This is a genomic window from Pseudomonas anatoliensis (assembly GCF_017976235.1).
GTDB classification, from domain to species: domain Bacteria; phylum Pseudomonadota; class Gammaproteobacteria; order Pseudomonadales; family Pseudomonadaceae; genus Aquipseudomonas; species Aquipseudomonas anatoliensis.
Map to the genome: position 1 here is coordinate 270,723 of NZ_JACVHC010000001.1, position 24,976 is coordinate 295,698.

Consider the following 24,976-nt stretch of genomic DNA (forward strand, 5'->3'; position numbering starts at 1 on the left):
CACAGGCGTTTACTTAACGATTCTGCCGGCACACTCACACCCTGAGGTCAGAACCACATGAACAAGCACATCGGCACCATTGCGCGTTGGCGCATGCAGATTTTTGCGATTACCTGGCTTGCGTACGCCGCTTTCTATTTCACTCGCAAAGCGTTTTCGGTGGCCAAACTGGGCATCGGCGAAGACCCGAATTTCATGCTCGACAAAATGACCATGGCCAACCTCGATGCCATCTATCTGGCGGCCTACGCCATCGGCCAATTCACCTGGGGCATGCTCGCTGACCGCTTCGGCCCAAGGGTTGTGGTGTTCGGAGGCTTGTTGATTTCTGCGGCGGCGGCGCTGGTGATGGGCAGTTTCGCCACGCTGCCGATCTTCGCCACTTGTATGTTGATTCAAGGATTGGCGCAGTCCACGGGCTGGTCGGGATTGTGTAAAAACCTCGGCAGTTTCTTCCCGTCCAAACAGCGCGGGCGAGTGCTCGGTTTGTGGAGTTCGTGCTACGCATTTGGTGGGCTGGTGGCGTCACCGTTCGCCGGTTGGTGGGCCTACACGCTGATCGGCAGTTGGCACGCGGCGTTTTTTTCCAGTGCCGCAGTGGTGGCGGTGGTGGCGGTGTTGTTCTTTATCTTCCAGCGCGACAAACCGGAAGATGTCGGCCTGCCGGCGGTGGAACCGGAGCCTGTGTTAAGCGCCGAAGAGACCGAAGCCAACAGCAAGCTCAGCGTTTGGGAGCCGTTGAAGGAAATTCTGCGTAATCGCACGGTGCTGGTACTGGGCCTGGCGTATTTCATGTTGAAACCGGCGCGTTACGCGATTCTGCTGTGGGGCCCGGTGATCGTCTTTGAACAGATGCCCAGCGTCGGCAAGGTCGGTGCTGCGATCATCCCCACTTCGTTCGAGCTGGCCGGGTTGCTCGGGCCGATCCTGATCGGGCTGGCTTCGGACAAATTGTTCGGCGCTCGGCGCATGCCAGCCTGTGTGATCAGTCTGCTGGCGCTGACCGTGACGCTGGCGTTGTTCATGGCTGCCTTGCAAACGGGCAGTGTTTTGATCGTGGTCGCATTGCTGTTTGTCATGGGCCTGACCCTGTACGGACCCGACTCGATGATCAGCGGCGCGGCCGCCATCGATTTCGGCAAAGCCAAGGCCGGGGCCACCGCTGCCGGATTCGTCAACGGCTGCGGCTCGGTCGGCGCCGTGCTTGGCGGCTTGCTGCCGGGCTACTTCGACACGGTGACAGTGTTCATCGTCTTCGCCGGTTGCGCACTGTTTTCGGCGCTGGTGTTGATTCCGCACTGGAACAGCCGTCCGGTCGGGTTCATGGAACCGCGCGCGTCCATCCCCAACTGCCCCTTGACGATCAAACCTCTACGTAACTGAAAACCCTTTGCCTCGCGGCCTGCTGCGGTGTTCGCGGCAGGCTGTGCCGTGGCCAACTGACTGGAGAAACCCCATGAGACCGTTCTGGCTGGAGCAGGCCCTGCAGGCCGACACCTCCGAAACCTGCCCGCCGCTGCAGGGCGAGGTGCGCACCGACGTGTGCATCGTCGGCGGTGGTTACACCGGGTTGTGGACGGCGATCATGCTCAAGCAACAAAACCCCGAACTCGATGTGCTGCTGATCGAAGCCGACATCTGCGGCGCTGGCGCCAGTGGGCGTAACGGCGGGTGTGCGCTGTCGTGGTCGGCCAAATACTTCACCCTGGAACGCCTGTTCGGCGTCGAGGAAGCGGTGCGTCTGGTCAAGGAATCCGAACGCAGCATTCATGCGATCGGCGAGTTCTGCGAGCAGTACGGCGTCAATGCCGACTACCGGCTCGATGGCACGCTCTATACCGCGACCAACCGTGCGCAGGTCGGTTCGACTGACGCGGTAATCGCTGCGCTTGAGCGCAACGGGATCAACTCGTTCACTCAGCGTCCGGTGGCTGATGTGCAGCGCATGGCCGGTTCCAGCAAGCATCTGGAGGGCTGGTTTTCTCCGGCAGCAGCCAGTGTGCAACCCGGCAAACTGGTGCGCGGGTTGCGCCGTGTAGCACTGGAGTTGGGCGTGAAAATTCACGAAAACACGGCAATGACCGGTTTGGAGGAGGGCCGTCCAGCACGCATTCGCACGGCCAACAGCAATGTGCAGGCAGACCGCGTGGTGTTGGCGATGAACGCGTGGATGGCCCGCGCCTTCCCGCAATTCGAACGCAGTGTGGCGATTGTTTCCAGCGACATGCTGATCACCGAACCGCGTCCGGATCTGTTGCAGGAAATCGGCTTGACCAGCGGCGTCACCGTGCTCGATTCGCGGATTTTCGTGCACTACTACCACAACACCCCGGACGGCCGGATCATGCTCGGCAAGGGCGGCAACACCTTCGCCTTTGGCGGGCGGATGTTGCCGGTGTTCGATCAGCCGTCGCCTTACGCGGGCCTGCTCAAGCGCAGCCTTGACGATTTTTTCCCGGCGTTTGCTGATGTGAAAGTCGACGCGACCTGGAACGGCCCGTCGGATCGCTCGGTCACCGGTTTGCCGTTCTTCGGTCAGATGAGCAGCAGCGGCAATGTGTTTTACGGTTTCGGTTATTCCGGCAGCGGCGTTGGCCCGTGTCACATGGGCGGGCAGATACTTGCGTCGCTGGTGCAGGGGCTGGATAACCCATGGACGCGCTCGCCGCTGGTCAACGGGCCGCTGGGGTATTTTCCGCCGGAGCCAATCCGCTACCTGGGATCGTTGATGGTGCGTAACGCCATCCGCCGCAAGGAACGCGCCGAAGACCATGGTCACCGTCCCCGGCATCTGGACGTACGCCTGGCGAAATTCGCCGCGGCGGCGGGCAAGGCTGACAAGGGCTGACAACCGAATAACTGCAAAACACTCCAACCCCTGTAGGAGCTGCCGAAGGCTGCGATCTTTTGATTTTGGTTTTTAAAAGCAAGATCAAAAGATCGCAGCCTTCGGCAGCTCCTACAGAGGTTCAGGTCACAGGTGGGTACCGTTGAGCAACCAGTCGAGCAACAGACTGCTGTCAGTCGCGGACGGTGTTTCGCGGGGTGTGGGGTTGCGGGTGGTGCCCAGGCACAGGATCGGCCGGTCTGGATCGCTGTCGAGAAAACTCACCCACACTTCACTGCCGACGCTGGGCAAATCATAAGGTGCGATTCGGCCGTTGGCCCGGGTCATGGCGATGGGTAGCCAGATGGCGTCGGTGTCGGCGACTGGTGGCGATTGCGATTGTGATGGCCACAGCCTGACGGCAATCCGCCCTTGCGCGTCGAGCCGCGCAGCTTGCCCCGGTGTTCCCAGCACTTGCGCCAGGTGATAGCCCGCAATGCTCGGGCGCGGTTGCTGCAGTGGCGGGCGAAAGTCGGTTGACCACGGTTGGGCAGTGAAATCGTTGTAGTAACGGTGCACCGTCGGTGCCGGGTCGAGAATCGACGGGTGTTGCCCGTGATGGCGCAGGGTGGTGATCCGCCATTGTTCGTTGAACTGGCTGATGGGATGTTCCGTCACTTGCAACAAGTGCCCGCTGAGCAAACCGACGCAGTCACTGCGGCCATTGATTGAGCGGTGTTGGCAACGTTGTCGTTCCAGATGGCGACGACTGCGTTGTTCACTGTGGCGTTGCTGCGGCGAAGGCACCGGCAGCGACGGTTTTGACGGTGGCTGATTGGCCGCATCCCCATCGGCCGTCTGGAGCCCTCGATTGCGCACGGCGTGCAGAGTGGGGATGGGCGCGGCGTGGTGGTGCTGGTACAGCGAACGGACACAGGGCGAGGACGCTTGCTCATCCTCCATAAACGGCACCAATGCCGGTTCTTGCGGCAGACTCAGGCTGTCATCGGCGAACACGACGACGTGCCCCTCCGTGCTGTGCTCGAAGTGATAGTGAATGCCTTCTTCTTCGCAAAGCCTGTGCAGCAGCGCCAGATCGCTTTCCTCGAACTGCACGCAGAACGGCCGCGCCGGATACTGACCCACGGTCATTTCAATTCGGTAGCTGTCGGCCGGCAGGGCGTTTTCAGCGAGCAACTGTTGAAGAATCTGCGGCACGCTCAGTTGTACGAACACCCTCCGTTTACACTGCTGCGCCATCCGTTGCAGCGCCGGCACCACGATCAGTCGATAGCCGATGCGGTGCGCCCCGCGATGTTCGCAGCTGGCACTGTCGATCATGCCGTGAATGCCGTGATGGTCGTCCAGACGCAGAAATACCGGTTGCTGCACCAGCGTGCCCGGCGTCACGGCGGGGGCCAGGCCGATCAGTTCGATGTCGAAACGGTAGGGTTGGTTGAGCGCTTCCTCGCCATTGAAACGCACCACCGGCAGGCATAACCCACTGTCGGTCAGGGTGAGGGTAAACGGACTTTCCTTGTCATTGAGCATTCGAACAGGCTCTGTCAGGCAATACGGGCCTCAGAGGGTACGAAACCGCGGCGCGGAATGGTCATGTCAAAGGGTGTTTTCAGAATCGCCCTACAAGCTCTGGTGAAGATGTCGATTCCACATTGGATTTTTTTTGGTCGATTGCCGACTTTAGGCCGTATAAACTTGGCGCCACGCGTCGGCCAATAGATGTCTCGGCGCCACAGATCAAGAGAGTGAGTAATGGGCGCACAGTGGAAGGTTAAACACAAAGAAGCGGCATCCAATGCCAAGGGCAAGATCTTCGGCAAACTGGTGAAAGAAATCACCATTGCTGCGCGCAACGGTGCCGATACCGCGACCAACGCGCACCTGCGTCTGGTGGTCGAACAGGCCAAGAAAGCCTCGATGCCGAAAGAAACCCTCGACCGCGCAATCAAGAAAGGCGCGGGCCTGCTGGGCGAAACCGTGCAATACCACCGCGTGACCTACGAAGGTTTCGCCCCGCACCAGGTGCCGTTGATTGTCGAGTGCGTCACCGACAACATCAACCGCACCGTGGCGGAAATCCGCGTGGCATTCCGCAAGGGCCAATTGGGCGCTTCCGGTTCGGTGGCCTGGGACTTCAACCACGTCGGCATGATCGAAGCATCGGCAGACACTCCGGACGCCGATCCGGAAATGGCCGCCATCGAAGCCGGTGCCCAGGATTTCGAGCCGGGTGAAGAGGGCGCGACCCTGTTCATCACCGATCCGACCGACCTCGACGCGGTGCAGAAAGCCCTGCCGGAACAAGGCTTCACCGTGCTGTCGGCCAAGCTTGGCTACCAGCCGAAAAACCCGGTCAGCGGTTTGAGCGATGAGCAGATGGCTGAGGTTGAAGCGTTCCTCGAAGGCCTCGACAACCATGATGACGTGCAGGATATGTTCGTCGGTCTGGCTGGCTGATCTGTTTATTCAGTAGAGCCGCCATCGCGGGCAAGCCCGCTCCCACAGGTATGGCGTCGTGCACAAATTCCGTGATCGCCGCAAACCCTGTGGGAGCGGGCTTGCCCGCGATTGATCGCGCCGCGGTCACGGCTTTTGCAATACCTCAATCACTTCACTGAACCCCGGCCGCGCCAGCACATCGGGCTGACAGCACCGCCGCTCCAGCGCTTCAAGCACCTGACGTCGCTCATCACTCAGTCCCGAGTCGATCCGCGCCAGCAATTCCCCCAGCAAGACCCCGAACGCCCGTACTTCAATGCGCTGCAGCGCGCGCGTTTCCATGCTGTCAGTGGTGGCATGAAACGACGCTGCGCCGAAATCCCCGAGTAAACAGTCACCCTGATCGTTCAACAGAATGTTGTGTCCATAGAGATCGCCATGGGTGATGCCTTGCTGATGCAGATGCTCAGCCGCCGACGCAACGCCCATGGCAATGCGCAGTGCAACCTGTGCGCTGAAGCGGCAATCCTCGGCGTAGACATCCCGCGAGCAGGACGCCAGGCTCGGCAATCCAGCCAGGTTGGCAAAGCTCGGATCGATCAGTTGCATGACCAAACCTTGCTGGCCGTCGGGATGGCCGTGGATGCGACCTTCAATTCGAATCAGATTCTGGTGCAGCCCGGCCGTGATGCAGGCGTTCATTTCGTGCAGTGGTGAGCCATCGCTGGTCATTTCGCCTTTGTACAGCTTCACTGCAACCGGCGTCACCGCACCATCGGCGCGTTGCCAGATCGCCCGGGAAATCACCCCGGAGGCGCCTTCGCCCAGTTGTTGCTCCAGACGCAGCGCCGACCAGTCGATCTGTGGCGTGGCTTCAAGCGCCGCGGCGTCGGCTTCGGTTTCCAGCGGATTGCCGGCGTAGGCCAGCCACGTCAGGCTCGGCAACGTCAGTAGCCAGTGTGGCAACTCGGTCAACTGGTTGGCGGCGATGCGCAGCAGTTCCAGCCGGTGGCAATGACTCAGCGAAGACGGCAACGATTGCAGGCGATTGCCCGCCAGCATGAGTTTTTGCAGGTGTGGACGTTCACCCAGTTCGCTCGGCAGTGTTTCGATGCAGTTGTCCGTCAGGATCAGCCAGCGCAGCAGCGGTGGCAGGGCAGCGCCAGGTACGTCGGCGATGCGGTTGGCCTTGAAGCCGATCATCGTCAGCGCCGCGCATTGGCCAAGGCAGGCGGGCAGTGCGGTGAACTGGTTGTCGGAGCAGAACAGCACGCGCAATCGAGTCAGGCGATGCAGGTCATCCGGCAGGCAGCTCAAGGCGTTGCCGCTGAGATTGAGGACTTCCAGGGTGTCGGCCAGATCGAAGATTTCTGCCGGGAACTCGGTCAGGCCGCAGGACAGGTCCAGCCGCGTGATGCCCGACAATTCGCCGGCGCGCAATTGAGCAAGGGTGTGCATATGGGAATTCGCAATAAGGGGGTCGCTGGGAATGGGCGACATGATAGCGGCAAAGCTGTTGTTTGAAATTTTCTCGGATCTTGAAAACGCTACAAAACCCTGTGGGAGCCAGCCTGCTGGCGATAGCTATTTTTCAGCCGACGAGTGTTTTGCAGGTTTGCTCCGTTCAATTGTGGGAGCGAGCTTGCTCGCGAAGGCGTCCGCTCTGTTGATGGTGTTTTTGCTGATTGGGTACATATCCGGTGCTGCGGTAATGGCCTCTTGGGGTTGCGCCCTGACGTTCGGCCCTCGCTGTGGCTCGGGTACCTTCGCTCCGGGCGTTCGCACATTTCAACTGTAGGAGCTGCCGAAGGCTGCGATCTTTTGATTTTGGTTGTTAATAAACAGATCAAGAGATCGCAGCCTGCGGCAGCGCCTACAGGGGGTGCTCAGTAAACTCAGTCCCGTGGGAGCTGTCCGTGCTGTGTTCTTCCTGCAACTGCCCCAACCGGCTGCGGGTCCGGGCCAGATCGATAACCTGACCTGCCAGGCTTTCGCCCAGAGGCAATCGACCGAGCAACGTCAGGTGTTTGTCCTGGTCGTAGAGCACGTCGATCAAGTTGATGAACCGTTGCTGCGCGGCAATCGAGCATTCGTCCAGTTCCGGCAGCCCATCGATGATCCAGTGGTCGAAGCGGCGGCACAATTGCAGATAGTCCATGACGGCCGTCGGCTGTTCACACAGGTCAGCGAAGGTGAAGCCGACGCGGCGGTCCTCGCAAAAACGTGCGCGAAACGCCCTGGTGCCAACGGTTAATGAAATGGCTGGCGCATCTTCCGCCGGCAGTTTCAGCGCCTCACGCTGAGCGGGCGTGGCTGGCCACACGTAGAGGCCCTGAGTGAACACCTGATGCGCATGGTTGCGCATCTGACTGCGGTAGTCGTGAGGGCCGCCGACTTCCATGACCTGCATGCGCGAGTTGATCAGCTCGATCACTGGTTTGAACCGGGCGTGGTACAGCGGATTGGGCAACAAGCCTTCGGGCGGATAGTTGGAGGTCACCAACAGCAGAATCCGCCGTTTGAACAGCGCCTTGAACAGTCGGGTGATGAGCATCGCGTCGCCAATGTCATGCACATGAAACTCGTCGAAACACACTACCCGACAGTCCAGCAGCAGTGCATCGAGCGTGGTGGCGAGGGCATCGTCCTGATGGCGATGGTCGAACATGCCCTGATGCAGTTGCGCAAAAAATTCATGGAAGTGCAGGCGACGTTTCTGCGTGATCGGCAGCGCCTGGAAGAAGCCGTCCAGCAGCCAACTCTTGCCGCGCCCCACGCTGCCGTACAGATACAGACTCGGTGGGGTTTGCGCCGTTGCGCCGAACAGCAGACTGGCCTGCTGCGCCATGCAGTCGATCACGCGCAGCTGACTGTGACTGAGGGTGTAACCCTGGCCGTTGGCCTTGTGGCGGAAGTAATCGCGGATCAACTGGGCGCTGGCGTCGTGCCCGGCGTTGGCGGGCCTGCCTTTGCCGAACAAACGGCGCAGCACCGGCCAGCGCTGGGTCAGTCGCGATCGTTTCGGTGGTTGGGCGGGCACTGGCGGTCACTCCGTATTTCGTCGAGCCGGCGCGGCGCCATAGTGTAACCAGTCGCGGAACGAGCCTTCCAGCACAGCCGCTCGAGAGTGGGCGGTCAGTGAACAATTGTGCGGCGTGTACAGGCTGATAATAAGCGGCGCACCCAATCGCCGGCAGGCTGATTCCAGATTGGAATCCGCGTTGATTTTCAGAATTGCAGCGATTGCTTGAGCAGTGGCGCGGCCGGTGTATCGACCGGACTGACCATCGCATAGTTGTAACCACCGCCTGACCAGTAGTCCGCCTGCAAATCCCCATCACTGCGACTGCCCCTGGGCAAGAAGGTGTTTTTTGGTCCAGGCGGTCGCACATAAAAACTGACCTTGTGCCCACTCGCATCTTCATACATCACCATCGCCGCCGGCCCTTCGTCGGTACTCAGCAAGCGTCCGCTGACCGGTTCAAACCCCGCCGCCGCCAAATCTGGCAAGCGACCGACCCGAGTGAAATAGCGGTCGAGCCAGCGCTGCATGTCGCCAGCACCCTCGACCTTGTAATCCGCGGGCAGCATGCCTTGCTGGGCAATCAACCGATACGCTTGCAACGCGTCGGTCATGGGTAACACGGAGGCGCGCACCAAGGTCATTTCCCGTGCCTGCCAACCGCTGAAACCACCGACGCTCACCGCGATCAGCAACACCGCTGCGCTGGCCAGATGGCGGCGTGACTGACGCTGGCGGCGCTGACGAATCATCGTCGGATCAAGCGCTGGATTGGCCGGTTGCTGCAATGCGCCGCTCAGTGCCGCACGTAGTTGCTGGGCGTCCTGTTGCCAGGCGCGCACCTGAGCGGCCTGGTCTGGATGGTTGCCGAGCCAGGTTTCCAGCACGCGCCGGTCGGCGTCGCTGAGTTGGTGGTCGACGTAGGCGTGCAGGTCGCGCTCGCTGGGAGGCATGCTGATCATTTGAGTATCCGCAAAGAAGGACTGATGATTTCGCCGTCGCTGAGTTGGCGCAAGGCCTGGCGGGCGCGGGACAGGCGCGACATCACGGTGCCGATCGGGGCGTCGAGAATCTCGGCGACCTCTTTATAGGAAAGGCCCTCAACCGAGACCATCAGCAGCAGCGCACGCTGTTCGCTGGGCAGTCGGTCGAACGCTTGCAGGGTCGATTGGGCAATCACGGTGCGCTCGGTCGACGGTTCGGCATCGTCGCGACCGGTGAAAAACTCGAGCATCCGCGCATAACGGCGGGAGCGGCGATGGGCATCGAGAAACTGCCGGTAGAGGATCGAAAACAGCCAGGCACGCAGATCCCCGTCAGCGCGCTTGCCGCCCCAACTCGACAGGGCCCGCTCAAGGCAAGCCTGCACCAGATCGTCGGCGCTGCTGCTGTTGCGCGTCAACGACACGGCAAAGCGCCGTAACCGGGGGATCAGTTCACGCAGTTGTTCGTCTAGCTCGTTCATGGCGAGGGGCTGCTCTTTGCCGAAAAGGCGATGTTGAGAAGAAAGACGTCCCTCAAGGATGGTTATTCCATCCACCGGTTTGAAAATTTTTATCCCTTCTTCGTAGGATAGTTCGCTGCGATTTGTAAGCCGTGTAATGGATTCCACTTTCCCTGCTCAACCCATTTGCCAATCACGTCGGCTACCGGCGCAACCCACGGGTGCGGAGCGGGACGTGAAAAATAAATCGTTGAGAAAAGGAAAGGGAAGTCCCATGCAAGCATTTGCGATGAATAACCGGTCGACATCGAACGCGAAGCCGAATCCGTTTGTTGAGCCCAACCCATGGCAACACTTCGGCTGCGGTCCGAGCGTCAAGCCTGACGCTACATTGATCCATCGTGCAATCGAACTTCAAGCAGCCAGCCGGCCTGAAGCAATCGCGGCCGAATATCAGGACCAGTCCATCACTTACGGCGAGTTGAACCGCCAGGCCAATCGACTCGCCTCGACATTGCTCAAGCAGGGTGTGGGCCCGGGCGATCGTGTGGCGCTGTTTGTCGAGCGTTCGATCCCGATGCTGGTGGGCATGCTGGCCGTGCTGAAAACCGGGGCGGCCTATATTCCTCAGCACATCGGCATCACCCCCGCTGCGCAGCTGAGTCATATCATGGCCGTCGCTCAGGTTCGGGTCGTACTGACACTGTCCGAACTGGCGCGGGCGATTCCTCTGACAACGGATCAACAGTGCATCCACCTGGATGAATTCATTCAGGTGGCGAGCGTTGCCAGCGACGACTTGAATAGGTGTGGCGCGACGTCATCGCCGGACTCACTGTGCTTTATCCTGTTCACCTCGGGCACCACCGGACTGCCCAATGGCGTTCGCGTGACGCAGCGTAATGTGTGCAATATTTTGCTGACCGAGCCCGGCAATCTGGGTATGCGACCGGGCCTGAAGGTTGGCCAGATCCTCAACATCGCTTTTGGTATGGCGGCCTGGGAAGTACTGGGTTGTCTGGCCAACGGAGCGACGCTGTTGATCCGGGGCAAAGACATCGCGCAAACCGCCGAGCGCTGTGACGTGCTGATTGCGACGCCGTCGATTCTCGCTACGCTCGATCCTGCTCGTTGCAGACAGGTAAAAGTGGTTGCTCTGGCTGGCGAGCCCTGCCCACAACCGCTGGCAGATCGCTGGGCGGCGTTTTGCACTTTTTATAATGCCTGTGGGCCGACCGAGACCACCATCGTCAATACCATGCAGCACTATCGCGGCGCGGGTGCGTTGACGATCGGCAAGCCAACGCCCAACAACACCGTTTATGTACTCGACGACACCGGACAGCTCTGCGCTCCGGGCGAGCAGGGTGAGATGTGGGCGGGCGGTGACTGCGTGACCGCTGGTTATCTGGGAAATCCGCAACTGACCAACGAACGCTATCGGCCCGATCCGTTTCTGGGGCAGGGACGTTTGATGTTCCGCACCAGGGACCTAGGACGCTGGACGGCGGACGGTGAGCTCGAACACCTGGGGCGTGTCGATGATCAGGTCAAGGTCAGGGGGTTTCGGGTGGAACTTGACTCGGTGTCAGCGGCACTGGAGTCCGTGCCGAACTGTGAGCGCGCGGTTACCCTCAAGCTCGACAGTCGCCATCTGGTGGCCTTCGTCTATCCCGCCGTCACAGACGTTGAAGTTGCGCGCAAACGTTGCGAAGAGCGCTTGGCTTATTATTGCGTGCCATCGTTGATTCTTGCTGTGGATCAAATTCCGCTGACCTCCCGAGGCAAGGTCGACAAGCGTTTGTTGCTTGAGTGGGCCGTGGCGCATCAGGCACAACACGCTCGCGCCGAGCAGCAGGTGCAGGCATGAACGGCACGGATTCAACGTTCGTGTTACCGGCCCGGCGCGCATTGTGGCGGCGTTTGGGAACGCTGCCGATGTTCTCGCATTACAACCGTCTGGTGTTGCTGGTGTTCGCCGGCAACATTGCCGCGCTGGTTTACGGTTTGAAAACCGGGCAGTGGTGGACGACTTCAGGCGTCGCTTTGCAAACTCTGTCTGGGTTGGTCGTCGCGAACTTGTCGATGGCGATACTGATTCGTCAGCAGTACGTCATCAATGGATTGTTCTGGCTGGCGACCCGGGCGCCGACGTCCTGGCCGCTGGCGATTCGCCGGTCATTGGCCAAGGTCTACCATTTTGGTGGTCTGCACAGTGGTGGCGCGATGGCAGCCATTGTGTGGTTTGCGCTGTTGTTCGGCTCGATGATCTGGCTGCAATTCGAAGGGCCGGGCGGCGTTTCGTTGACCCTGATCGGGCTGAGCGGTGGCTTGCTCGGGCTGCTTTTACTGGTGGCGATCATGGCGCTACCGATCATTCGCGCGCGTTTTCACAATGCGTTCGAACGCACCCACCGCTTCGCCGGTTGGGCCGCTCTCGCGATGTTCTGGGCGATGACACTGGTGTTTGTCAGGGATCAACATCCTACGGCTGCGCTGACGAATGTCCTCTCGCAATCTGCCTCGTTCTGGATGCTGTTGCTGGTGACATTCAGCATTACCTTGCCGTGGCTGCGGTTGCGCCAAGTCCCTGTCAGTGTGGTGCCACTTTCCTCACACGCGGTGATAGTCCAGTTCGATCACGACACACCGTTTGCCGGCTCAGCCACCGCTATCAGTCGCAACCCACTGTGGGAATGGCATTCGTTCGCCAATATTCCTACTCCGGGGGAGGAAGGTTTCCGACTGATCATTTCCCGGGCGGGTGACTGGACGGGCGACTTCATTGAGCAGGCGCCGACCCACGTCTGGGTCAAAGGCATTACCACCGCAGGGGTGGCGCACATTGAAACGTTGTTCAAAGCAGTGGTGTATATCGCCACCGGCAGCGGGATTGGCCCGGTGTTGCCGCACTTGTTGGCCAAACAAATACCCATACGCTTGATCTGGTCGACCCGAAGTCCCAGAGCCACTTATGGCGATGCACTGGTGGACGAAATTCTCGCGGCGCAGCCCGATGCATTGATCTGGGACACCGATGTTTCAGGCAAACCCGACCTGGTGAAGTTGGCGTATTGCGCGGTGCAGTCGTTCGGCGCGGAGGCAGTGATTTGCATATCCAATCAGACATTGACGGAACGCGTGGTCGAGGAAATGGAGGCCAGGGGTATCCCTGCCTACGGCGCTATCTGGGATTCCTGACACCGCGTCGATATTTTTCTTAGTGTTACTTAATCCAGGGAAGGCAACGAACATGAACATATCGATCGAAAGACTCGGACGACTTGTGCTGATCCGGCTCAATCGCTCACGAGCCCGCAATGCCTTGAGTCACCAAATGATGGGTGAACTGCTCGATTCCCTGCGAGGCCTGGACAATGATGCGGAAGGCATGCAGGCATTTTTGGAGAAGCGCAAACCACGTTTTGAGCAGATTTAACGTGCTCAACGCATCAGCAAACGCAGTGACCTGAAAGAAACTACAGTTCAAAGGGAATAATCCTACGAGGCGTGCGTCTCATAGCACCTTTCCCTATGGCCGATGGCCCTGGAGTCTTTCATGGTAGATCGCAGCTCTCCCAACGCTGCACCACCCGGCGGGCCGCAGCGCCCGCCATTGAGTGCCGCGAGCCTGATATTCCGCCTTGGCGCCATTGCCGTGGTAGTCGCCGCCGTGGCCGGGGCGTTTGCCTACGTTCATGGCACCTTTGACCCACAACGTCTGACGCCCAAAGCGCTGGTCGATGTGCTGGAGAAGAACAACGGCGTGCATCCCGGATTTCGCCGTAATCACGCCAAAGGCGTGTGCGTGATCGGGCATTTCGAGAGCAGTGGCGAAGCGCGAGTGTTTTCCACCGCGCAGGTGTTCAACGACCCGCGCACGCCAGTGATCGGGCGTTTCGCGCTGCCGGCGGGCAATCCTTATGCACCGGACAGCAGCGTGCCGATCCGCAGCCTGGCGCTGCGATTCACTCAGGCCAATGGTCAGCAATGGCGCACCGGGATGAACAGCATGCCGGTGTTCCCGGTTGGCACGCCTGAGGCGTTCTATCAGTTGCAGCAGGCGCAGTCGCCGGATCCGGCCACCGGCAAACCGGATCCGACCAAGGTGCCCGCATTTTTTGCAGCGCACCCGGAAGCCGTGCCGTTTCTGACTTGGGTGAAGACCGCCAAGCCGTCCGCCAGTTACGCCACTGAAACCTATAACAGTGTTAACGCGTTCTATCTGGTGGACGCCAGCGGCAAAAAACAGGCTGTGCGCTGGAGCATGAAACCCCTGGCGCAGGACGCTGCGGGTGCCACCGCGCCTGAGGGTGGGGATTTTCTGGAGAAAGACCTGGTGCGACGTTTGGCCTCCGCGCCTTTGCGTTTTCAGTTGAACATTACCTTGGCCAATGCCGATGACCCGGTGAACGACGCCAGCAAAACCTGGCCCGAGGGGCGCAAGGTGTTGAACGCCGGCACCTTGGTGCTGGAGCGAACCCAACCGCAACTGAGCGGTGAGTGCCGTGACATCAACTACGATCCGTTGGTGCTGCCGGCCGGTATTCAAGGTTCCGACGATCCGTTGCTCGCGGCTCGCTCCGCTGGTTACGCCGATTCCTACCTGCGACGCACCAGCGAAGTCAGCCAGTTGCCCGCCGCCAAACAGGAGACTCGTCCATGAGCGCTCAACGGACTCATTTCGCGCTGCTGGCGCGGCTGCTGCATTGGCTGATGGCGCTGATGATTATCGCCATGCTGTTTATTGGCGCCGGCATGGTCACTTCGGTTTCCGAGCGCCATGAATGGCTGATCCATCTACACAAGCCATTGGGTATTGCGATTCTGGCGCTGGTGATCGTGCGTCTGCTGGTGCGATTTTCCACCCGGCAACCACCGCTGCCGGCCGACTTGCCGGACTGGCAGGTGATGGCGGCCAAGGCTTCGCATGTATTGCTGTATGCGCTGATGCTGGTGTTGCCTTTGCTGGGTTGGGCGATGATCAGTGCGTCGGGCGAGCCGGTGATGCTCAGCAGTTCGCTGCAGTTACCGGCAATCGTGCCGGCCGATGCGCAGTTGTTTTCGCTGCTGCGCAAGGCTCATGGGTATCTGGCGTATCTGTTGTTTCTGACGGTGCTGCTGCACCTGGCGGCGGCGCTGTTCCATGGCTGGGTGCGCCGCGACGAGGTGCTCGACAGCATGTTGCGCGGGCGTGATCGTCGTTAGCCGGTCTGAGTGGCGCATTGTGAAGATGCGCCACTTCTCAAAGTCAGGTACCAGTACGCCAGCGCAATGGCATTGATGCCCGCGCCCAGCCAACACACGCCGATCCATCCGGCCCACGCATACATGGCGGTCGAGCCGATCGAGCCCAGTGCGCTGCCGATCGAATAGAACAACATGTACCCGGCGGTGAGGCGGCTTTGTGCTTGCGGGCGCACGCTGTAAATCATGCTTTGGCTGGTGACGTGCACGGCTTGCAAGCCCAGATCCAGGGTGATCACACCGAGCAGCAACGCCCACAGCGAGGATTGAGTGAGGGCGATTGGCAGCCACGAGCCGAGCATCAACAACAGCGATAAACCGCTGACCCACTGGCCAAGACCGCGATCAGCCAAATGCCCGGCACGGGCGGCGGCCAGCGCGCCTGCGGCCCCGGCGAGTCCGAACAATCCGATTTCGCTGTGGGAAAGCGACAGCGGCGGGGCGGCTAGCGGCAGCACCATCGGCGTCCACAGCACCATGGCGCTGGCGAAGGTCAGCATGGCCAGCATTGCGCGCTGACGCAGTACCGGCTCTTCTCTGAACAGATTGAATACCGAGACGATCAAGGCGCTATAGGTTGTCGTCGGTTGTGGGTTTTCATCTTTGGGCAGCACACGAAACAGCAGCAAAGCCATCAACAACGTCAGCCCCGCCGACAGCAGATAAATTGCCCGCCACCCAGCCAGATCGGCCATTGCGCCTGCGACCGTACGCGCAAGCAAGATGCCGACCACGATGCCGCTGGTGACCACGCCAACCACACGCCCGCGCTGTGCCGGGATCGCCAGCGTCGCAGCATAAGCCACTAACACTTGCGTCACCACGGCGAGCAGGCCGGTCAAAGTCATGCCGATTAATAGCCACAGGCTGCTGGGTGCCAGTGCGATCATTAGCAACGCTGCGGCCGACAGCAGCGTCTGCGCGACGATCAATCGTCGTCGGTTGAGCAAATCGCCCAGCGGCACTAGCAGTATCAAACCTACGCCGTAACCGACCTGAGTCAGGGTAATCACGATGCCTATGGTTGCCGGCGACATGGCGAAGGCTTCGGCCATGGCGTCGAGCAGCGGTTGCGCGTAATACACATTGCCCACGGCCAGACCACAGGCAACGGCAAAGAGCAGCACCACGCTGTTGTTGAGTGAATGAGGTTTCATGCCCGGATTCCCTTTTAGGTTGCAAGTTAAAACCAGAATCCACAGTAGGTAATCTGGTTTCGTTTTGCAACCTTGTCGAGCAGGGCTGTGCATTGCACAAAACAAAAGATCGCAGACAAGCTGCGATCTTTTGCGGACTACTGGGAGCTGGAGATCAACGCAGGGTGTCGACCATATCGGCAATAGTGGTCAGCACGTCTTTGCCCAATTGCCTGGAGCGTTTGCCCGACCAGCCGGTGTGTGGATCTGGATGGTCGTCGTGATCCTTGAACGGCATTTCCAGGGTCAGCGACAGGCAATCGTACTTCTGGCCGACGCTGTTGCACGCCAGGGTCATGTTGGCCTGGCCCGGTTCGTCGCGGGTGTAGCCGTACTTGGTCTGGAAGTCTTTGGTGGTGTGCTTCAAGTGGTTGCGGAAATGCTCTTCGAGCTTCTCGATGCGCGGTGTGTAGCCCGGATTGCCTTCACAACCGGCGGTAAATACGTGCGGGATGGTTTCATCGCCATGGGCGTCGAGAAACAGATCGACACCGTATTTTTCCATTTGCTGCTGCACGAAAAGCACTTCAGGGCTGACCTCCTGAGTGGCGTTCTGCCAGGCGCGGTTCAAGTCCTGGCCCATGGCATTGGTGCGCAGGTGACCATGGAAAGCGCCGTCCGGGTTCATGTTTGGAACCAGATAAAGATCGGCGCTGGCGAGCAATTTTTTCATGACCGGATCATCGTGTCTTTCCAGGCGCTCGATCACGCCTTCCATGAACCATTCGGCCATGTGTTCGCCCGGGTGTTGCTGGGCGATGATCCAGACTTTGCGCTGGCCTTCGGCACCTGTGCCTTTGCGCAGCAATTGAATGTCGCGGCCTTCGACGCTCTTGCCGGTAGCCAGCAGTTCGGTGCCGGCTTTGGTCAGGGCCTGCTCGATCAGCCAGTCGTGACGGCCACGGCTGTAGGGTTCGAAGTAGGCGAACCAGGCGTGGGTCTGGGTGGCTTCAAGGGAGAAGCGCAGGCAGTCGCCTTCGAATATCGTCGGCACACGGAACCAGTTGACGTGATCGTAGGAGGCCACTGCCTGATAGCCTGGCCAGCCTTTGCTGTAAGTGGATTGGCTGGCGTTGTTCAGGCGAAACCAGTGCTCCTGGCCGACATGCAAGCCGCTGGCCTTGAAGTGAAACCACTGGAAATGCGCGCTGCGGGTGTCCGGGCGGATGGCCAGAACCGGGTTGAGCGGATTACTGATATCGATGACTTGGATATTGCCGCTGTCGAAGTTGGCGCTGATGTCGAACGAAGATTTGGCCACGGTCATAATCGGTTCCTGAATATGATTTTTATGGCCGTTACTTTACACACAAGACAGGCGTGAAACCGAGGGGAATTGTGGGGTGGAGGCGGGGGCGTCCTCCATGACGCGGATGCAGCTTAGAGTGTATGCGATTGATTCTCAAGTGCTATCTGCTGTTAGTTTTCCCCAATGCAGCCGGGCTTGTCTTGCCAATCGATATTCTTTTGATATTATCCGCGCCATCGAATTTGCAGCATCCAAAGACTTCATTAGCCTGAAGCCATAAGCCCGAAAAACGGGCAAAAAAAGACCCGGCAAAAAGCCGGGTCAAAAACCGTGATTAGCCTGATGAGGAGATAGGCCAGAAGACCGACCTAAGGTCTCTGGTCCATCGACTGATCTCGCGACCAGTTGCATGCAATAATAATCATTATCATTTGCAAGTCAAATGTTTTCATCTGCGCGATTGGAAAATTCTTTCCTTTCTCGCCCTCAGGTTTCTTCGCCATCGAGCGAGTGGTCGACCATCGCCCGCGCCATATCCACCATGTGCACCACCGAAAATGCCAGGTCACGGCTCGCGCCCTGCAGGTTTTCTGCTGCCTTGAACGCGGTGGCTGCCGCGCATCGCAGCAGATCCGAGGCGTGGACCAGGGCTTCTTCGCCGCTTAGATGGCGCCTCACATCGAAGAAACGCTCATCGACCTCGGGCTCTGACACAGCTGGTTTCAAGTAATAGTCCAGTGCTCGTTGTGCCGCGGCGTTGCCTTGTGGCGAGGTGAACGTGGTGTCCATTTGCAGATCGGGCAAGTCTTTGCTGCTGATATTCATGATGACGACCGCTCCTTGTTCAATTGAAAATCCGTGCTTTCAGAATAGTACGAAATGTAGTTGTCACTAATAATTAAATACTACAATTTGTGTTTTGCCGCGCTGAAGGCGTCCGCGTAAGGTGCTGCACATGGATAAATGGATTGAGTTGGTCAAGGCCAAGATGAGTGAACTCAAAATCACTCAAACAGTGCTCGGAGAGCGCGTCGGTATGTCCCAGGGAGGGATCGGTCATTGGCTGAACAAACGTAGGGAACCGGGCATCACTGAAATGAATCGCGTGCTGCAAGCGCTGGGCATGGATTATCTGGAAGTGGTGCTGCTGATCCGCGAGCCGCAAGAGGCGCCGGATGATGAGATGCCGTTGGCGCAGAAGTACAACCCGTACTTCCGTTACCCGGTCAGCGACTGGCGAGCACCGTGCGAAGTGCGCGAAAGCGGGCAGCCCACGTATGTGCCGACAGACAAACAACGCTTCGAACTGACGGATTATCACGCCCGAGGTGCTGCGTTCTGGCTGAAGGTGACGGGTGATTCGATGACCGCACCCAGTGGCATAAGCATTGCTGAAGGCATGCTGATTCTGGTGGATCCGGAAGTGGAAGCAGTGCCTGGCAAACTGGTGATCGCCCAGCGGCCGGAAAGCGATGAGGCGATTTTTCGCAAACTCGACGAAGAGGGCGGCCAGCGCTACCTGGTACCGCTCAATCCGACATGGCCGAAAGCACTGTTTACCGATGAGTGTCGAATTATCGGCGTAGTGGTTCAGGCAACGGCGCGATTCTAATCAGATCGATCCTCGCCAGGCGTAGGATCGATCTTCATTTCATACAGCTTCCAATTCAACCAAAGCGCTGCCTTCGCCAACCATTTCGCCTTCCTGGCAATACAGCGCCTTGATCACGCCGGCGTGTGGTGCGCGGATGCTGTGTTCCATTTTCATGGCTTCCAGCACCACCAGTTGCGCACCCGCCTCGACCGATTGACCGGCTTCGACCAGAACCCGCACGATGCTGCCGTTCATTGGCGCAGTCAGTCCGCCTTGATGACTGTGGCTGGCTTCGACAGCGCTGATCGGGTCGTACGACTCGACACGCCGCAACTCGCCTTCCCACTGCAGATACAGCGATTCGCCCTGACGGATAGCGCGCAAGTCACGACGTACACCGTTGTGCTCGACAATCAGTGCTTCACCCACCAGTTTCGCGTTGCTACCTGCACCCAACGTCAACGCGCGATCCTGACCCTCGCAACTCAAGTGCAGGGTGATTTCCGGCGACAGACCCGCGCGCAAACCGCTATTGCGAGCCCACGGCGAACTCGGGTCATCAGCCCGCGCAATGCTCGGCAGGCTCTGTGCAAACGCCTGCGCTGCCACATTCCAGAACGCATCACTCAACTCGCCCGGAGCCGGCAGCAGTTGCTCCTGATAACGCGGAATAAACCCGGTATCCAGTTCCGCCGCCGCGAACGCGGGGTGAGCGATGATCCGCCGGAGAAAATTGATATTGGTTTTCAGCCCGCCAATCGCAAACTCATCAAGCATGCTCAACAGCCGTAGGCGCGCCTGCTCACGATCTTCGCCCCAGGCAATCAGCTTGCCAAGCATCGGGTCGTAGAACGGCGAAATCTCGTCACCTTCCGCGACGCCGCTGTCCACCCGCCGCCCTGGGCCGTCAGCTGATTCGCGATACAACGCCAGACTCCCGGCGGCCGGCAGGAAGTCATTCGACGGATCTTCTGCGTATAGCCGAACTTCAATGGCATGGCCATTGAGCGGCACTTGCTCCTGAGTGATCGGCAACGCTTCACCACGCGCAACGCGGATCTGCCACGCCACCAGATCCAGGCCGGTAATGGCCTCGGTCACCGGGTGCTCAACCTGCAGCCGTGTGTTCATCTCCATAAAGAAGAATTCGCCGCGAGCATCGAGCAGGAATTCCACGGTGCCCGCGCCAACGTAGCCGATCGCCTGCGCCGAACGCACAGCCGCTTCACCCATCGCGCGGCGCAGCTCTGGCGTAAGGCCCGGTGCCGGCGCCTCTTCGACGACTTTCTGATGGCGGCGCTGGATCGAGCAATCACGTTCATTGAGGTAAAGGCAGTTGCCGTGCTGATCGGCAAATACCTGGATTTCCACATGACGTGGCTTGAGCAGGTATTTCTCCACCAGCATCCGCGAATCGCCGAACGACGATTGCGCTTCACGTTGAGCGGAGGCGAGGGCTTCGGCCAGTTGGCTGACCTCCTCGACGACTTTCATGCCTTTGCCGCCACCGCCAGCAGTGGCTTTGAGCAGCACCGGATAACCGATGCGTTCGCAGGCATCGCGGAAGGTGTCGAGGTCTTGCGCTTCGCCGTGATAACCCGGCACCAGCGGCACGCCAGCCGTTTCCATCAGCGCTTTGGCGGCGGATTTGCTGCCCATGGCGTCGATGGCCGAGGCGGGCGGCCCGAGGAAGATCAAACCGGCGGCTTCGACGGCGCGAGCGAATCCGGCGTTCTCGGAAAGAAAACCATAACCCGGATGAATCGCCTGTGCGCCGCTGGCCTTGGCCGCTGCGATCAGTTTGTCGATTTGCAGATAACTGTCGGCCGCTTTGCTGCCGCCCAGATCTACGCGGATATCTGCTTCACGGCTGTGTCGCGCATCACGGTCGGTGGCGCTGTGCACCGCGACGGTGGTCAGGCCCAGGGCCTTGGCGGTGCGCATGACCCGGCAAGCGATTTCGCCACGATTGGCCACCAGCAGGGTGGTGAGAACAGGTGCGCTCATCAACGCGGCTCCTTGGTGGTGGTTGCGGCTTGCCAGTTCGGCGGACGTTTTTGCAAAAAGGCGCGCAAGCCTTCCTGGCCTTCAGGGCTGACGCGGATGCGGGCGATGGCGTTTTCGGTGTAGCGGCGCAGGGCTGGAGTCAGCGCACCGTTGCCGACTTCACGCAACAGATCCTTGCTGGCGCGCATGGCAGCAGGGCTGTTGAGCAGCAGATTATCGATCCATTGCTCGACCTGTTGCTCAAGCTCTGCGTTGGGATAGCTCTCGGACAACAAGCCGATTTCCCGCGCACGTTGTCCACCAAAACGCTCGGCGGTCAGGGCATAGCGGCGTGCTGCGCGCTCGCCAATGGCCTGCACCACAAACGGACTGATCACCGCTGGCGCCAGGCCGATGCGCACTTCCGACAGGCAGAATTGCGCATCATCGGCACCAATCGCCATGTCACAGCAACTGATCAGGCCCAGCGCACCACCGAACGCCGCGCCTTGCACCACGGCAAGGGTAGGAATTTTCAGTTTGGCCAGGTTGTACATCAACTCCGCCAGTTCCCGAGCGTCGTCGAGGTTGGTGTGATAATCGAGTTCGGCCGATTGCTGCATCCACGCCAGATCAGCGCCGGCGCTGAAATGCTTGCCGCGCCCGCGCACCAGCAGGAAACGCAGGCTGGCGTCGCTGGCAACCTTGTCGAGGGCGAGGATCAGTTCGCGGATCATTTCGGCGTTGAAGGCGTTGTTCTTCTCTGCACGGTTGAGCCAAAGAGTCGCAAAACCCCGTGGATCGCTGTGCAGTTCGAGGGTGTTGAAATCGCTCATGAGATTCTCCCGATCACATCCGGAACACGCCGAAGCGGCTCGGTTCGATAGGCGCGTTCAACGACGCGGACAAGGCCAGAGCCAATACATCGCGGGTCTGCGCCGGGTCGATGACGCCGTCGTCCCACAGCCGTGCGCTGGAATAGTAGGGGTGACCCTGTTCTTCGTACTGGTCGAGAATCGGCTGCTTGATCTCGGCTTCCTGCTCGGCGCTGAACGCCTGCCCGCTGCGTTCGGCCTGTTCGCGCTTGACCTGAACCAGCACGCCCGCTGCTTGTTCGGCACCCATCACGCCAATGCGCGCGTTCGGCCACATCCACAGGAAGCGCGGATCGTAGGCGCGACCGCACATGCCATAGTTACCCGCGCCAAAGCTGCCGCCGATGATCACGGTAAATTTCGGCACCTTGGCGCACGCCACAGCGGTTACCAGTTTTGCGCCGTGCTTGGCGATACCGCCGGCCTCGTATTTCTGGCCGACCATGAAGCCGGTGATGTTTTGCAGAAACAGCAGCGGAATGCCGCGTTGGCACGCCAGTTCGATGAAGTGCGCGCCTTTCTGCGCAGCTTCGGCGAAGAGGATGCCGTTGTTGGCGAGGATGGCGATGGGGTAGCCGTGCAGATGGGCGAAACCGCACACCAGCGTAGTGCCGAACAAAGCTTTGAATTCATCGAACACCGAGCCATCGACCAGCCGCGCAATCACTTCGCGGACATCGAACGGCTGCTTGGCGTCGGCCGAGACCACACCGTACAACTCGTCGCTGGCGTAGAGCGGGGCAATCGGCGCGCGTTGTTGCAGTTCGCCAAGCTTGCGCCAGTTAAGGTTGGCGACGCTGCGGCGGGCGAGGGCGAGGGCGTGCTCGTCGCTTTCGGCGTAATGGTCGGCCACCCCGGAAATCTTGCAGTGCACATCGGCGCCGCCCAGATCCTCGGCGCTGACCACTTCCCCGGTCGCGGCTTTCACCAGCGGCGGGCCGGCGAGGAAAATCGTTGCCTGGTTGCGCACCATGATCGCTTCATCGGCCATCGCCGGTACATAAGCGCCGCCCGCGGTGCACGAACCCATGACCACGGCGATCTGTGGAATGCCCATCGCGCTCATGTTGGCCTGGTTAAAGAAGATCCGCCCGAAGTGTTCGCGATCCGGGAACACTTCGTCCTGACGCGGCAGATTGGCCCCACCCGAATCCACCAGATAAATGCACGGCAAGCGGTTTTGCTGGGCGATGGTCTGGGCGCGCAGGTGTTTCTTCACGGTCAGCGGATAGTACGAGCCGCCTTTCACCGTCGCATCGTTGGCGACGATCATGCATTCGACGCCTTCAACCCGGCCGATCCCGGCGATCACGCCTGCAGCCGGAACGTCTTCGCCATAGACAGCGTGGGCGGCCAACTGGCTGATTTCCAGAAACGGCGAGCCCGGATCGAGCAGGCGGTTGATGCGTTCACGCGGCAGCAGTTTGCCTCGCGAGGTGTGGCGTTCCTGTGCTTTCGCGCCGCCACCCTGTGCGACTTGCGCGAGCAGGGTGTGCAGGGCGTCGACCTGTTTGAGCATCGCTGCGCTGTTGGCGGCGAATTCCGCTGAACGAGGATTGAGCTGAGTGTGCAGGGTAGCCATGGCCAGCTCCGTTTAGCGGGTTTCGTTGAACAGTTCACGACCGATCAACATGCGACGGATCTCACTGGTGCCGGCACCGATTTCGTACAGCTTGGCGTCACGCAGCAGACGACCGGCGGGGAATTCGTTGATGTAACCGTTACCGCCGAGAATCTGGATCGCGTCGAGGGCCATCTGCGTGGCACGTTCGGCTGTGTAAAGGATTACGCCGGCAGCGTCCTTGCGCGTGGTTTCACCGCGCTCGCAGGCCTGGGCCACCGCGTAGAGGTAGGCGCGGCTGGCGTTGAGTTGGGTGTACATGTCGGCGACCTTGCCCTGGATCAGCTGAAACTCGCCGATGCTCTGGCCGAACTGCTTGCGGTCATGGATGTACGGGACGATCAGATCCATGCACGACTGCATGATCCCGGTCGGGCCGCCGGACAGCACGACGCGTTCGTAATCGAGGCCGCTCATCAGCACTTTCACGCCGCCGTTAAGCACGCCGAGGATGTTCTCTTCCGGCACTTCGACGTCATCGAAGAACAGCTCGCAAGTGTTGGAGCCGCGCATGCCGAGCTTGTCGAACTTGTTGCTGCGGCTGAAGCCTTTCCAGTCGCGCTCGACAATAAATGCAGTGATGCCGTGGGCGCCTTTTTCCAGATCGGTCTTGGCGTAGATCACGTAGGTATTGGCGTCGGGGCCGTTGGTGATCCAGGTTTTGCTGCCGTTGAGGACGTAGCGGTCGCCACGTTTGTCGGCGCGCAGTTTCATTGAAACCACGTCAGAACCGGCGTTCGGCTCGCTCATCGCCAGCGCGCCGACGTGCTCGCCGCTGATCAGCTTCGGCAGGTATTTGGTTTTCTGTTCGTGGTTGCCGTTGCGGTTGATCTGGTTGACGCAGAGATTGGAGTGCGCGCCGTAGGACAACGCCACCGAGGCCGAGCCGCGGCTGATTTCTTCCATCGCCACTACGTGCGCCAGATACCCAAGGCCAGCGCCACCGTACTCTTCCGGCACGGTGATACCGAGCAGGCCCATGTCACCGAATTTGCCCCACATGTCGGCGGGGAACAGGTTGTCGCTGTCGATTTGCGCCGCGCGTGGGGCGATCTCTTTAGCGACGAAGGACTGAACCTGATCGCGCAGCATGTCGATGGTTTCACCGAGGGCGAAGTTCAGGGATGGGTAGCTCATGGGTCACCTTTTGGCTTTTTTGTAGGGTGGGGAGGGCGGCGGTTCAGCTCTCACCTTGACGTTAACGTAAGCCTGCGATGAGTGGCTGTCAATCACACTTTACGTTAACGTCAACTTAGGCGAGAGTAGAGGCCGTTCAAGATTGAAAACGGACTGCCCCATGTGGGAGCGAGCTTTTGTGGCGAGGGGATTTATCCCCGTTCGGCTGCGAAGCAGTCGTGAAATCTGTAAATCTGATTTGTCTGGAGGTATGCAGGGGCGGCTTCGCCACCCAACGGGGATAAATCCCCTCGCCACAGTTGGCTCCCACAAAAAGTG

At 59.8% G+C, this 24,976-nt stretch carries 21 protein-coding genes; 9 read left to right on the forward strand and 12 right to left on the reverse strand.

All coding sequences use genetic code 11. The annotated features are described in order from the left end of the window. Positions 1-57: 57 nt before the first annotated feature. A complete protein-coding gene (locus ICA16_RS01195; RefSeq protein WP_210699722.1) occupies positions 58-1,383 on the forward strand; it encodes an MFS transporter in 1,326 nt (441 codons plus the stop codon). A gap of 73 nt (positions 1,384-1,456) precedes the next feature. Continuing rightward, positions 1,457-2,848 carry an FAD-dependent oxidoreductase gene (locus ICA16_RS01200; protein WP_210699723.1) on the forward strand — a complete coding sequence of 464 codons (1,392 nt, stop codon included), beginning with the start codon at positions 1,457-1,459 and terminating at the stop codon, positions 2,846-2,848. A 126-nt stretch (positions 2,849-2,974) separates the two neighbouring features. Here the strand turns inward: ICA16_RS01200 and ICA16_RS01205 are convergent, their stop codons facing one another. Further along, on the reverse strand, positions 2,975-4,378 hold the full coding sequence (locus tag ICA16_RS01205) for a type VI secretion system Vgr family protein (RefSeq protein ID WP_210699724.1): 1,404 nt from the start codon (positions 4,376-4,378) through the stop codon (positions 2,975-2,977). 222 nt (positions 4,379-4,600) lie between these two features. Here ICA16_RS01205 and ICA16_RS01210 point away from each other — a divergent pair, with 222 nt between their 5' ends. Then, positions 4,601-5,305, forward strand: a complete 705-nt coding sequence (locus tag ICA16_RS01210) for a YebC/PmpR family DNA-binding transcriptional regulator (RefSeq protein WP_042559931.1) — start codon at positions 4,601-4,603, stop codon at positions 5,303-5,305. Positions 5,306-5,431: 126 nt separating this feature from the next. On the opposite strand, the gene ICA16_RS01215 is transcribed toward ICA16_RS01210, so the two are convergent. The 4 genes from ICA16_RS01215 to ICA16_RS01230 all read right to left on the reverse strand — a co-directional run bounded on the left by ICA16_RS01215 (position 5,432) and on the right by ICA16_RS01230 (position 9,774). Continuing rightward, a complete protein-coding gene (locus ICA16_RS01215) occupies positions 5,432-6,745 on the reverse strand; it encodes a leucine-rich repeat-containing protein kinase family protein (protein ID WP_210699725.1) in 1,314 nt (437 codons plus the stop codon). Between the two features lie 415 nt (positions 6,746-7,160). Continuing rightward, positions 7,161-8,327, reverse strand: a complete 1,167-nt coding sequence (zapE, locus tag ICA16_RS01220; RefSeq protein ID WP_210699726.1) for a cell division protein ZapE — start codon at positions 8,325-8,327, stop codon at positions 7,161-7,163. Between the two features lie 188 nt (positions 8,328-8,515). Next, complete coding sequence (locus ICA16_RS01225; protein WP_210699727.1) at positions 8,516-9,271, reverse strand: anti-sigma factor family protein; 756 nt, start codon at positions 9,269-9,271, stop codon at positions 8,516-8,518. Next, a complete protein-coding gene (locus ICA16_RS01230) occupies positions 9,268-9,774 on the reverse strand; it encodes a sigma-70 family RNA polymerase sigma factor (RefSeq protein ID WP_150618340.1) in 507 nt (168 codons plus the stop codon). Before ICA16_RS01230 ends, ICA16_RS01225 begins: the two co-directional genes overlap by 4 nt. Positions 9,775-10,042: 268 nt before the next feature. On the opposite strand from ICA16_RS01230, the gene ICA16_RS01235 reads away from it, so the two are divergent. The 5 genes from ICA16_RS01235 to ICA16_RS01255 all read left to right on the forward strand — a co-directional run bounded on the left by ICA16_RS01235 (position 10,043) and on the right by ICA16_RS01255 (position 14,961). Next, positions 10,043-11,623, forward strand: a complete 1,581-nt coding sequence (locus ICA16_RS01235) for an amino acid adenylation domain-containing protein (protein ID WP_414704730.1) — start codon at positions 10,043-10,045, stop codon at positions 11,621-11,623. Further along, the gene (locus tag ICA16_RS01240; protein WP_210699729.1) at positions 11,620-12,954 is read left to right on the forward strand and encodes a ferredoxin reductase domain-containing protein; all 1,335 of its coding nucleotides are present in this window, start codon (positions 11,620-11,622) and stop codon (positions 12,952-12,954) included. The genes ICA16_RS01235 and ICA16_RS01240 overlap by 4 nt, the downstream gene beginning before the upstream one ends. A 52-nt stretch (positions 12,955-13,006) precedes the next feature. Further along, positions 13,007-13,192 carry a hypothetical protein gene (locus ICA16_RS01245; protein ID WP_210699730.1) on the forward strand — a complete coding sequence of 62 codons (186 nt, stop codon included), beginning with the start codon at positions 13,007-13,009 and terminating at the stop codon, positions 13,190-13,192. A 120-nt stretch (positions 13,193-13,312) separates the two neighbouring features. Continuing rightward, positions 13,313-14,419: a catalase family peroxidase gene (locus tag ICA16_RS01250; protein WP_210699731.1), complete on the forward strand. Its 1,107-nt coding sequence runs from the start codon at positions 13,313-13,315 to the stop codon at positions 14,417-14,419. Further along, positions 14,416-14,961 carry a cytochrome b gene (locus tag ICA16_RS01255; RefSeq protein ID WP_210699732.1) on the forward strand — a complete coding sequence of 182 codons (546 nt, stop codon included), beginning with the start codon at positions 14,416-14,418 and terminating at the stop codon, positions 14,959-14,961. Before ICA16_RS01250 ends, ICA16_RS01255 begins: the two co-directional genes overlap by 4 nt. On the opposite strand, the gene ICA16_RS01260 is transcribed toward ICA16_RS01255, so the two are convergent. The 3 genes from ICA16_RS01260 to ICA16_RS01270 all read right to left on the reverse strand — a co-directional run bounded on the left by ICA16_RS01260 (position 14,958) and on the right by ICA16_RS01270 (position 18,270). Next, a complete protein-coding gene (locus ICA16_RS01260; RefSeq protein ID WP_210699733.1) occupies positions 14,958-16,157 on the reverse strand; it encodes an MFS transporter in 1,200 nt (399 codons plus the stop codon). The genes ICA16_RS01255 and ICA16_RS01260 overlap by 4 nt on opposite strands. Positions 16,158-16,311: 154 nt before the next feature. After that, positions 16,312-17,463 (reverse strand): M14 family metallopeptidase, encoded by a 1,152-nt coding sequence (locus ICA16_RS01265; RefSeq protein ID WP_150605350.1) that lies wholly within the window; start codon positions 17,461-17,463, stop codon positions 16,312-16,314. Positions 17,464-17,931: 468 nt separating this feature from the next. Further along, on the reverse strand, positions 17,932-18,270 hold the full coding sequence (locus ICA16_RS01270; RefSeq protein WP_042559920.1) for a DUF6124 family protein: 339 nt from the start codon (positions 18,268-18,270) through the stop codon (positions 17,932-17,934). Positions 18,271-18,400: 130 nt separating this feature from the next. Here ICA16_RS01270 and ICA16_RS01275 point away from each other — a divergent pair, with 130 nt between their 5' ends. Next, complete coding sequence (locus ICA16_RS01275; protein WP_210553089.1) at positions 18,401-19,057, forward strand: LexA family protein; 657 nt, start codon at positions 18,401-18,403, stop codon at positions 19,055-19,057. A gap of 39 nt (positions 19,058-19,096) precedes the next feature. Here ICA16_RS01275 and ICA16_RS01280 read toward each other — a convergent pair whose 3' ends face one another. From ICA16_RS01280 to ICA16_RS01295, 4 genes are read right to left on the reverse strand one after another with little or no spacing between them, the layout of a single operon-like run. Continuing rightward, positions 19,097-21,046, reverse strand: coding sequence for an acetyl/propionyl/methylcrotonyl-CoA carboxylase subunit alpha (locus tag ICA16_RS01280; protein WP_210699734.1), 1,950 nt, complete (start codon positions 21,044-21,046; stop codon positions 19,097-19,099). Continuing rightward, positions 21,046-21,861, reverse strand: coding sequence for a gamma-carboxygeranoyl-CoA hydratase (locus ICA16_RS01285; protein ID WP_150605353.1), 816 nt, complete (start codon positions 21,859-21,861; stop codon positions 21,046-21,048). The genes ICA16_RS01280 and ICA16_RS01285 overlap by 1 nt, the downstream gene beginning before the upstream one ends. 13 nt (positions 21,862-21,874) lie before the next feature. Beyond that, positions 21,875-23,482 carry a carboxyl transferase domain-containing protein gene (locus tag ICA16_RS01290; protein ID WP_210699735.1) on the reverse strand — a complete coding sequence of 536 codons (1,608 nt, stop codon included), beginning with the start codon at positions 23,480-23,482 and terminating at the stop codon, positions 21,875-21,877. A gap of 12 nt (positions 23,483-23,494) precedes the next feature. Next, positions 23,495-24,658 carry an isovaleryl-CoA dehydrogenase gene (locus tag ICA16_RS01295; protein WP_150618351.1) on the reverse strand — a complete coding sequence of 388 codons (1,164 nt, stop codon included), beginning with the start codon at positions 24,656-24,658 and terminating at the stop codon, positions 23,495-23,497. Between the last annotated feature and the right edge of the window lie 318 nt (positions 24,659-24,976).

Bases quoted from the DNA above. Each gene is read 5' to 3' on its own strand.
- ICA16_RS01255 (WP_210699732.1), top strand. From the start codon at position 14,416: ATGAGCGCTCAACGGACTCATTTCGCGCTGCTGGCGCGGCTGCTGCAT.
- ICA16_RS01270 (WP_042559920.1), bottom strand. From the start codon at position 18,270: ATGAATATCAGCAGCAAAGACTTGCCCGATCTGCAAATGGACACCACG.
- ICA16_RS01205 (WP_210699724.1), bottom strand. From the start codon at position 4,378: ATGCTCAATGACAAGGAAAGTCCGTTTACCCTCACCCTGACCGACAGT.
- ICA16_RS01275 (WP_210553089.1), top strand. From the start codon at position 18,401: ATGGATAAATGGATTGAGTTGGTCAAGGCCAAGATGAGTGAACTCAAA.
- ICA16_RS01260 (WP_210699733.1), bottom strand. From the start codon at position 16,157: ATGAAACCTCATTCACTCAACAACAGCGTGGTGCTGCTCTTTGCCGTT.
- ICA16_RS01240 (WP_210699729.1), top strand. From the start codon at position 11,620: ATGAACGGCACGGATTCAACGTTCGTGTTACCGGCCCGGCGCGCATTG.
- ICA16_RS01215 (WP_210699725.1), bottom strand. From the start codon at position 6,745: ATGCACACCCTTGCTCAATTGCGCGCCGGCGAATTGTCGGGCATCACG.
- ICA16_RS01295 (WP_150618351.1), bottom strand. From the start codon at position 24,658: ATGAGCTACCCATCCCTGAACTTCGCCCTCGGTGAAACCATCGACATG.
- ICA16_RS01250 (WP_210699731.1), top strand. From the start codon at position 13,313: ATGGTAGATCGCAGCTCTCCCAACGCTGCACCACCCGGCGGGCCGCAG.
- ICA16_RS01265 (WP_150605350.1), bottom strand. From the start codon at position 17,463: ATGACCGTGGCCAAATCTTCGTTCGACATCAGCGCCAACTTCGACAGC.
- ICA16_RS01280 (WP_210699734.1), bottom strand. From the start codon at position 21,046: ATGAGCGCACCTGTTCTCACCACCCTGCTGGTGGCCAATCGTGGCGAA.
- ICA16_RS01230 (WP_150618340.1), bottom strand. From the start codon at position 9,774: ATGAACGAGCTAGACGAACAACTGCGTGAACTGATCCCCCGGTTACGG.
- ICA16_RS01225 (WP_210699727.1), bottom strand. From the start codon at position 9,271: ATGATCAGCATGCCTCCCAGCGAGCGCGACCTGCACGCCTACGTCGAC.
- ICA16_RS01200 (WP_210699723.1), top strand. From the start codon at position 1,457: ATGAGACCGTTCTGGCTGGAGCAGGCCCTGCAGGCCGACACCTCCGAA.
- ICA16_RS01285 (WP_150605353.1), bottom strand. From the start codon at position 21,861: ATGAGCGATTTCAACACCCTCGAACTGCACAGCGATCCACGGGGTTTT.
- ICA16_RS01210 (WP_042559931.1), top strand. From the start codon at position 4,601: ATGGGCGCACAGTGGAAGGTTAAACACAAAGAAGCGGCATCCAATGCC.
- ICA16_RS01235 (WP_414704730.1), top strand. From the start codon at position 10,043: ATGAATAACCGGTCGACATCGAACGCGAAGCCGAATCCGTTTGTTGAG.
- ICA16_RS01195 (WP_210699722.1), top strand. From the start codon at position 58: ATGAACAAGCACATCGGCACCATTGCGCGTTGGCGCATGCAGATTTTT.
- ICA16_RS01290 (WP_210699735.1), bottom strand. From the start codon at position 23,482: ATGGCTACCCTGCACACTCAGCTCAATCCTCGTTCAGCGGAATTCGCC.
- ICA16_RS01245 (WP_210699730.1), top strand. From the start codon at position 13,007: ATGAACATATCGATCGAAAGACTCGGACGACTTGTGCTGATCCGGCTC.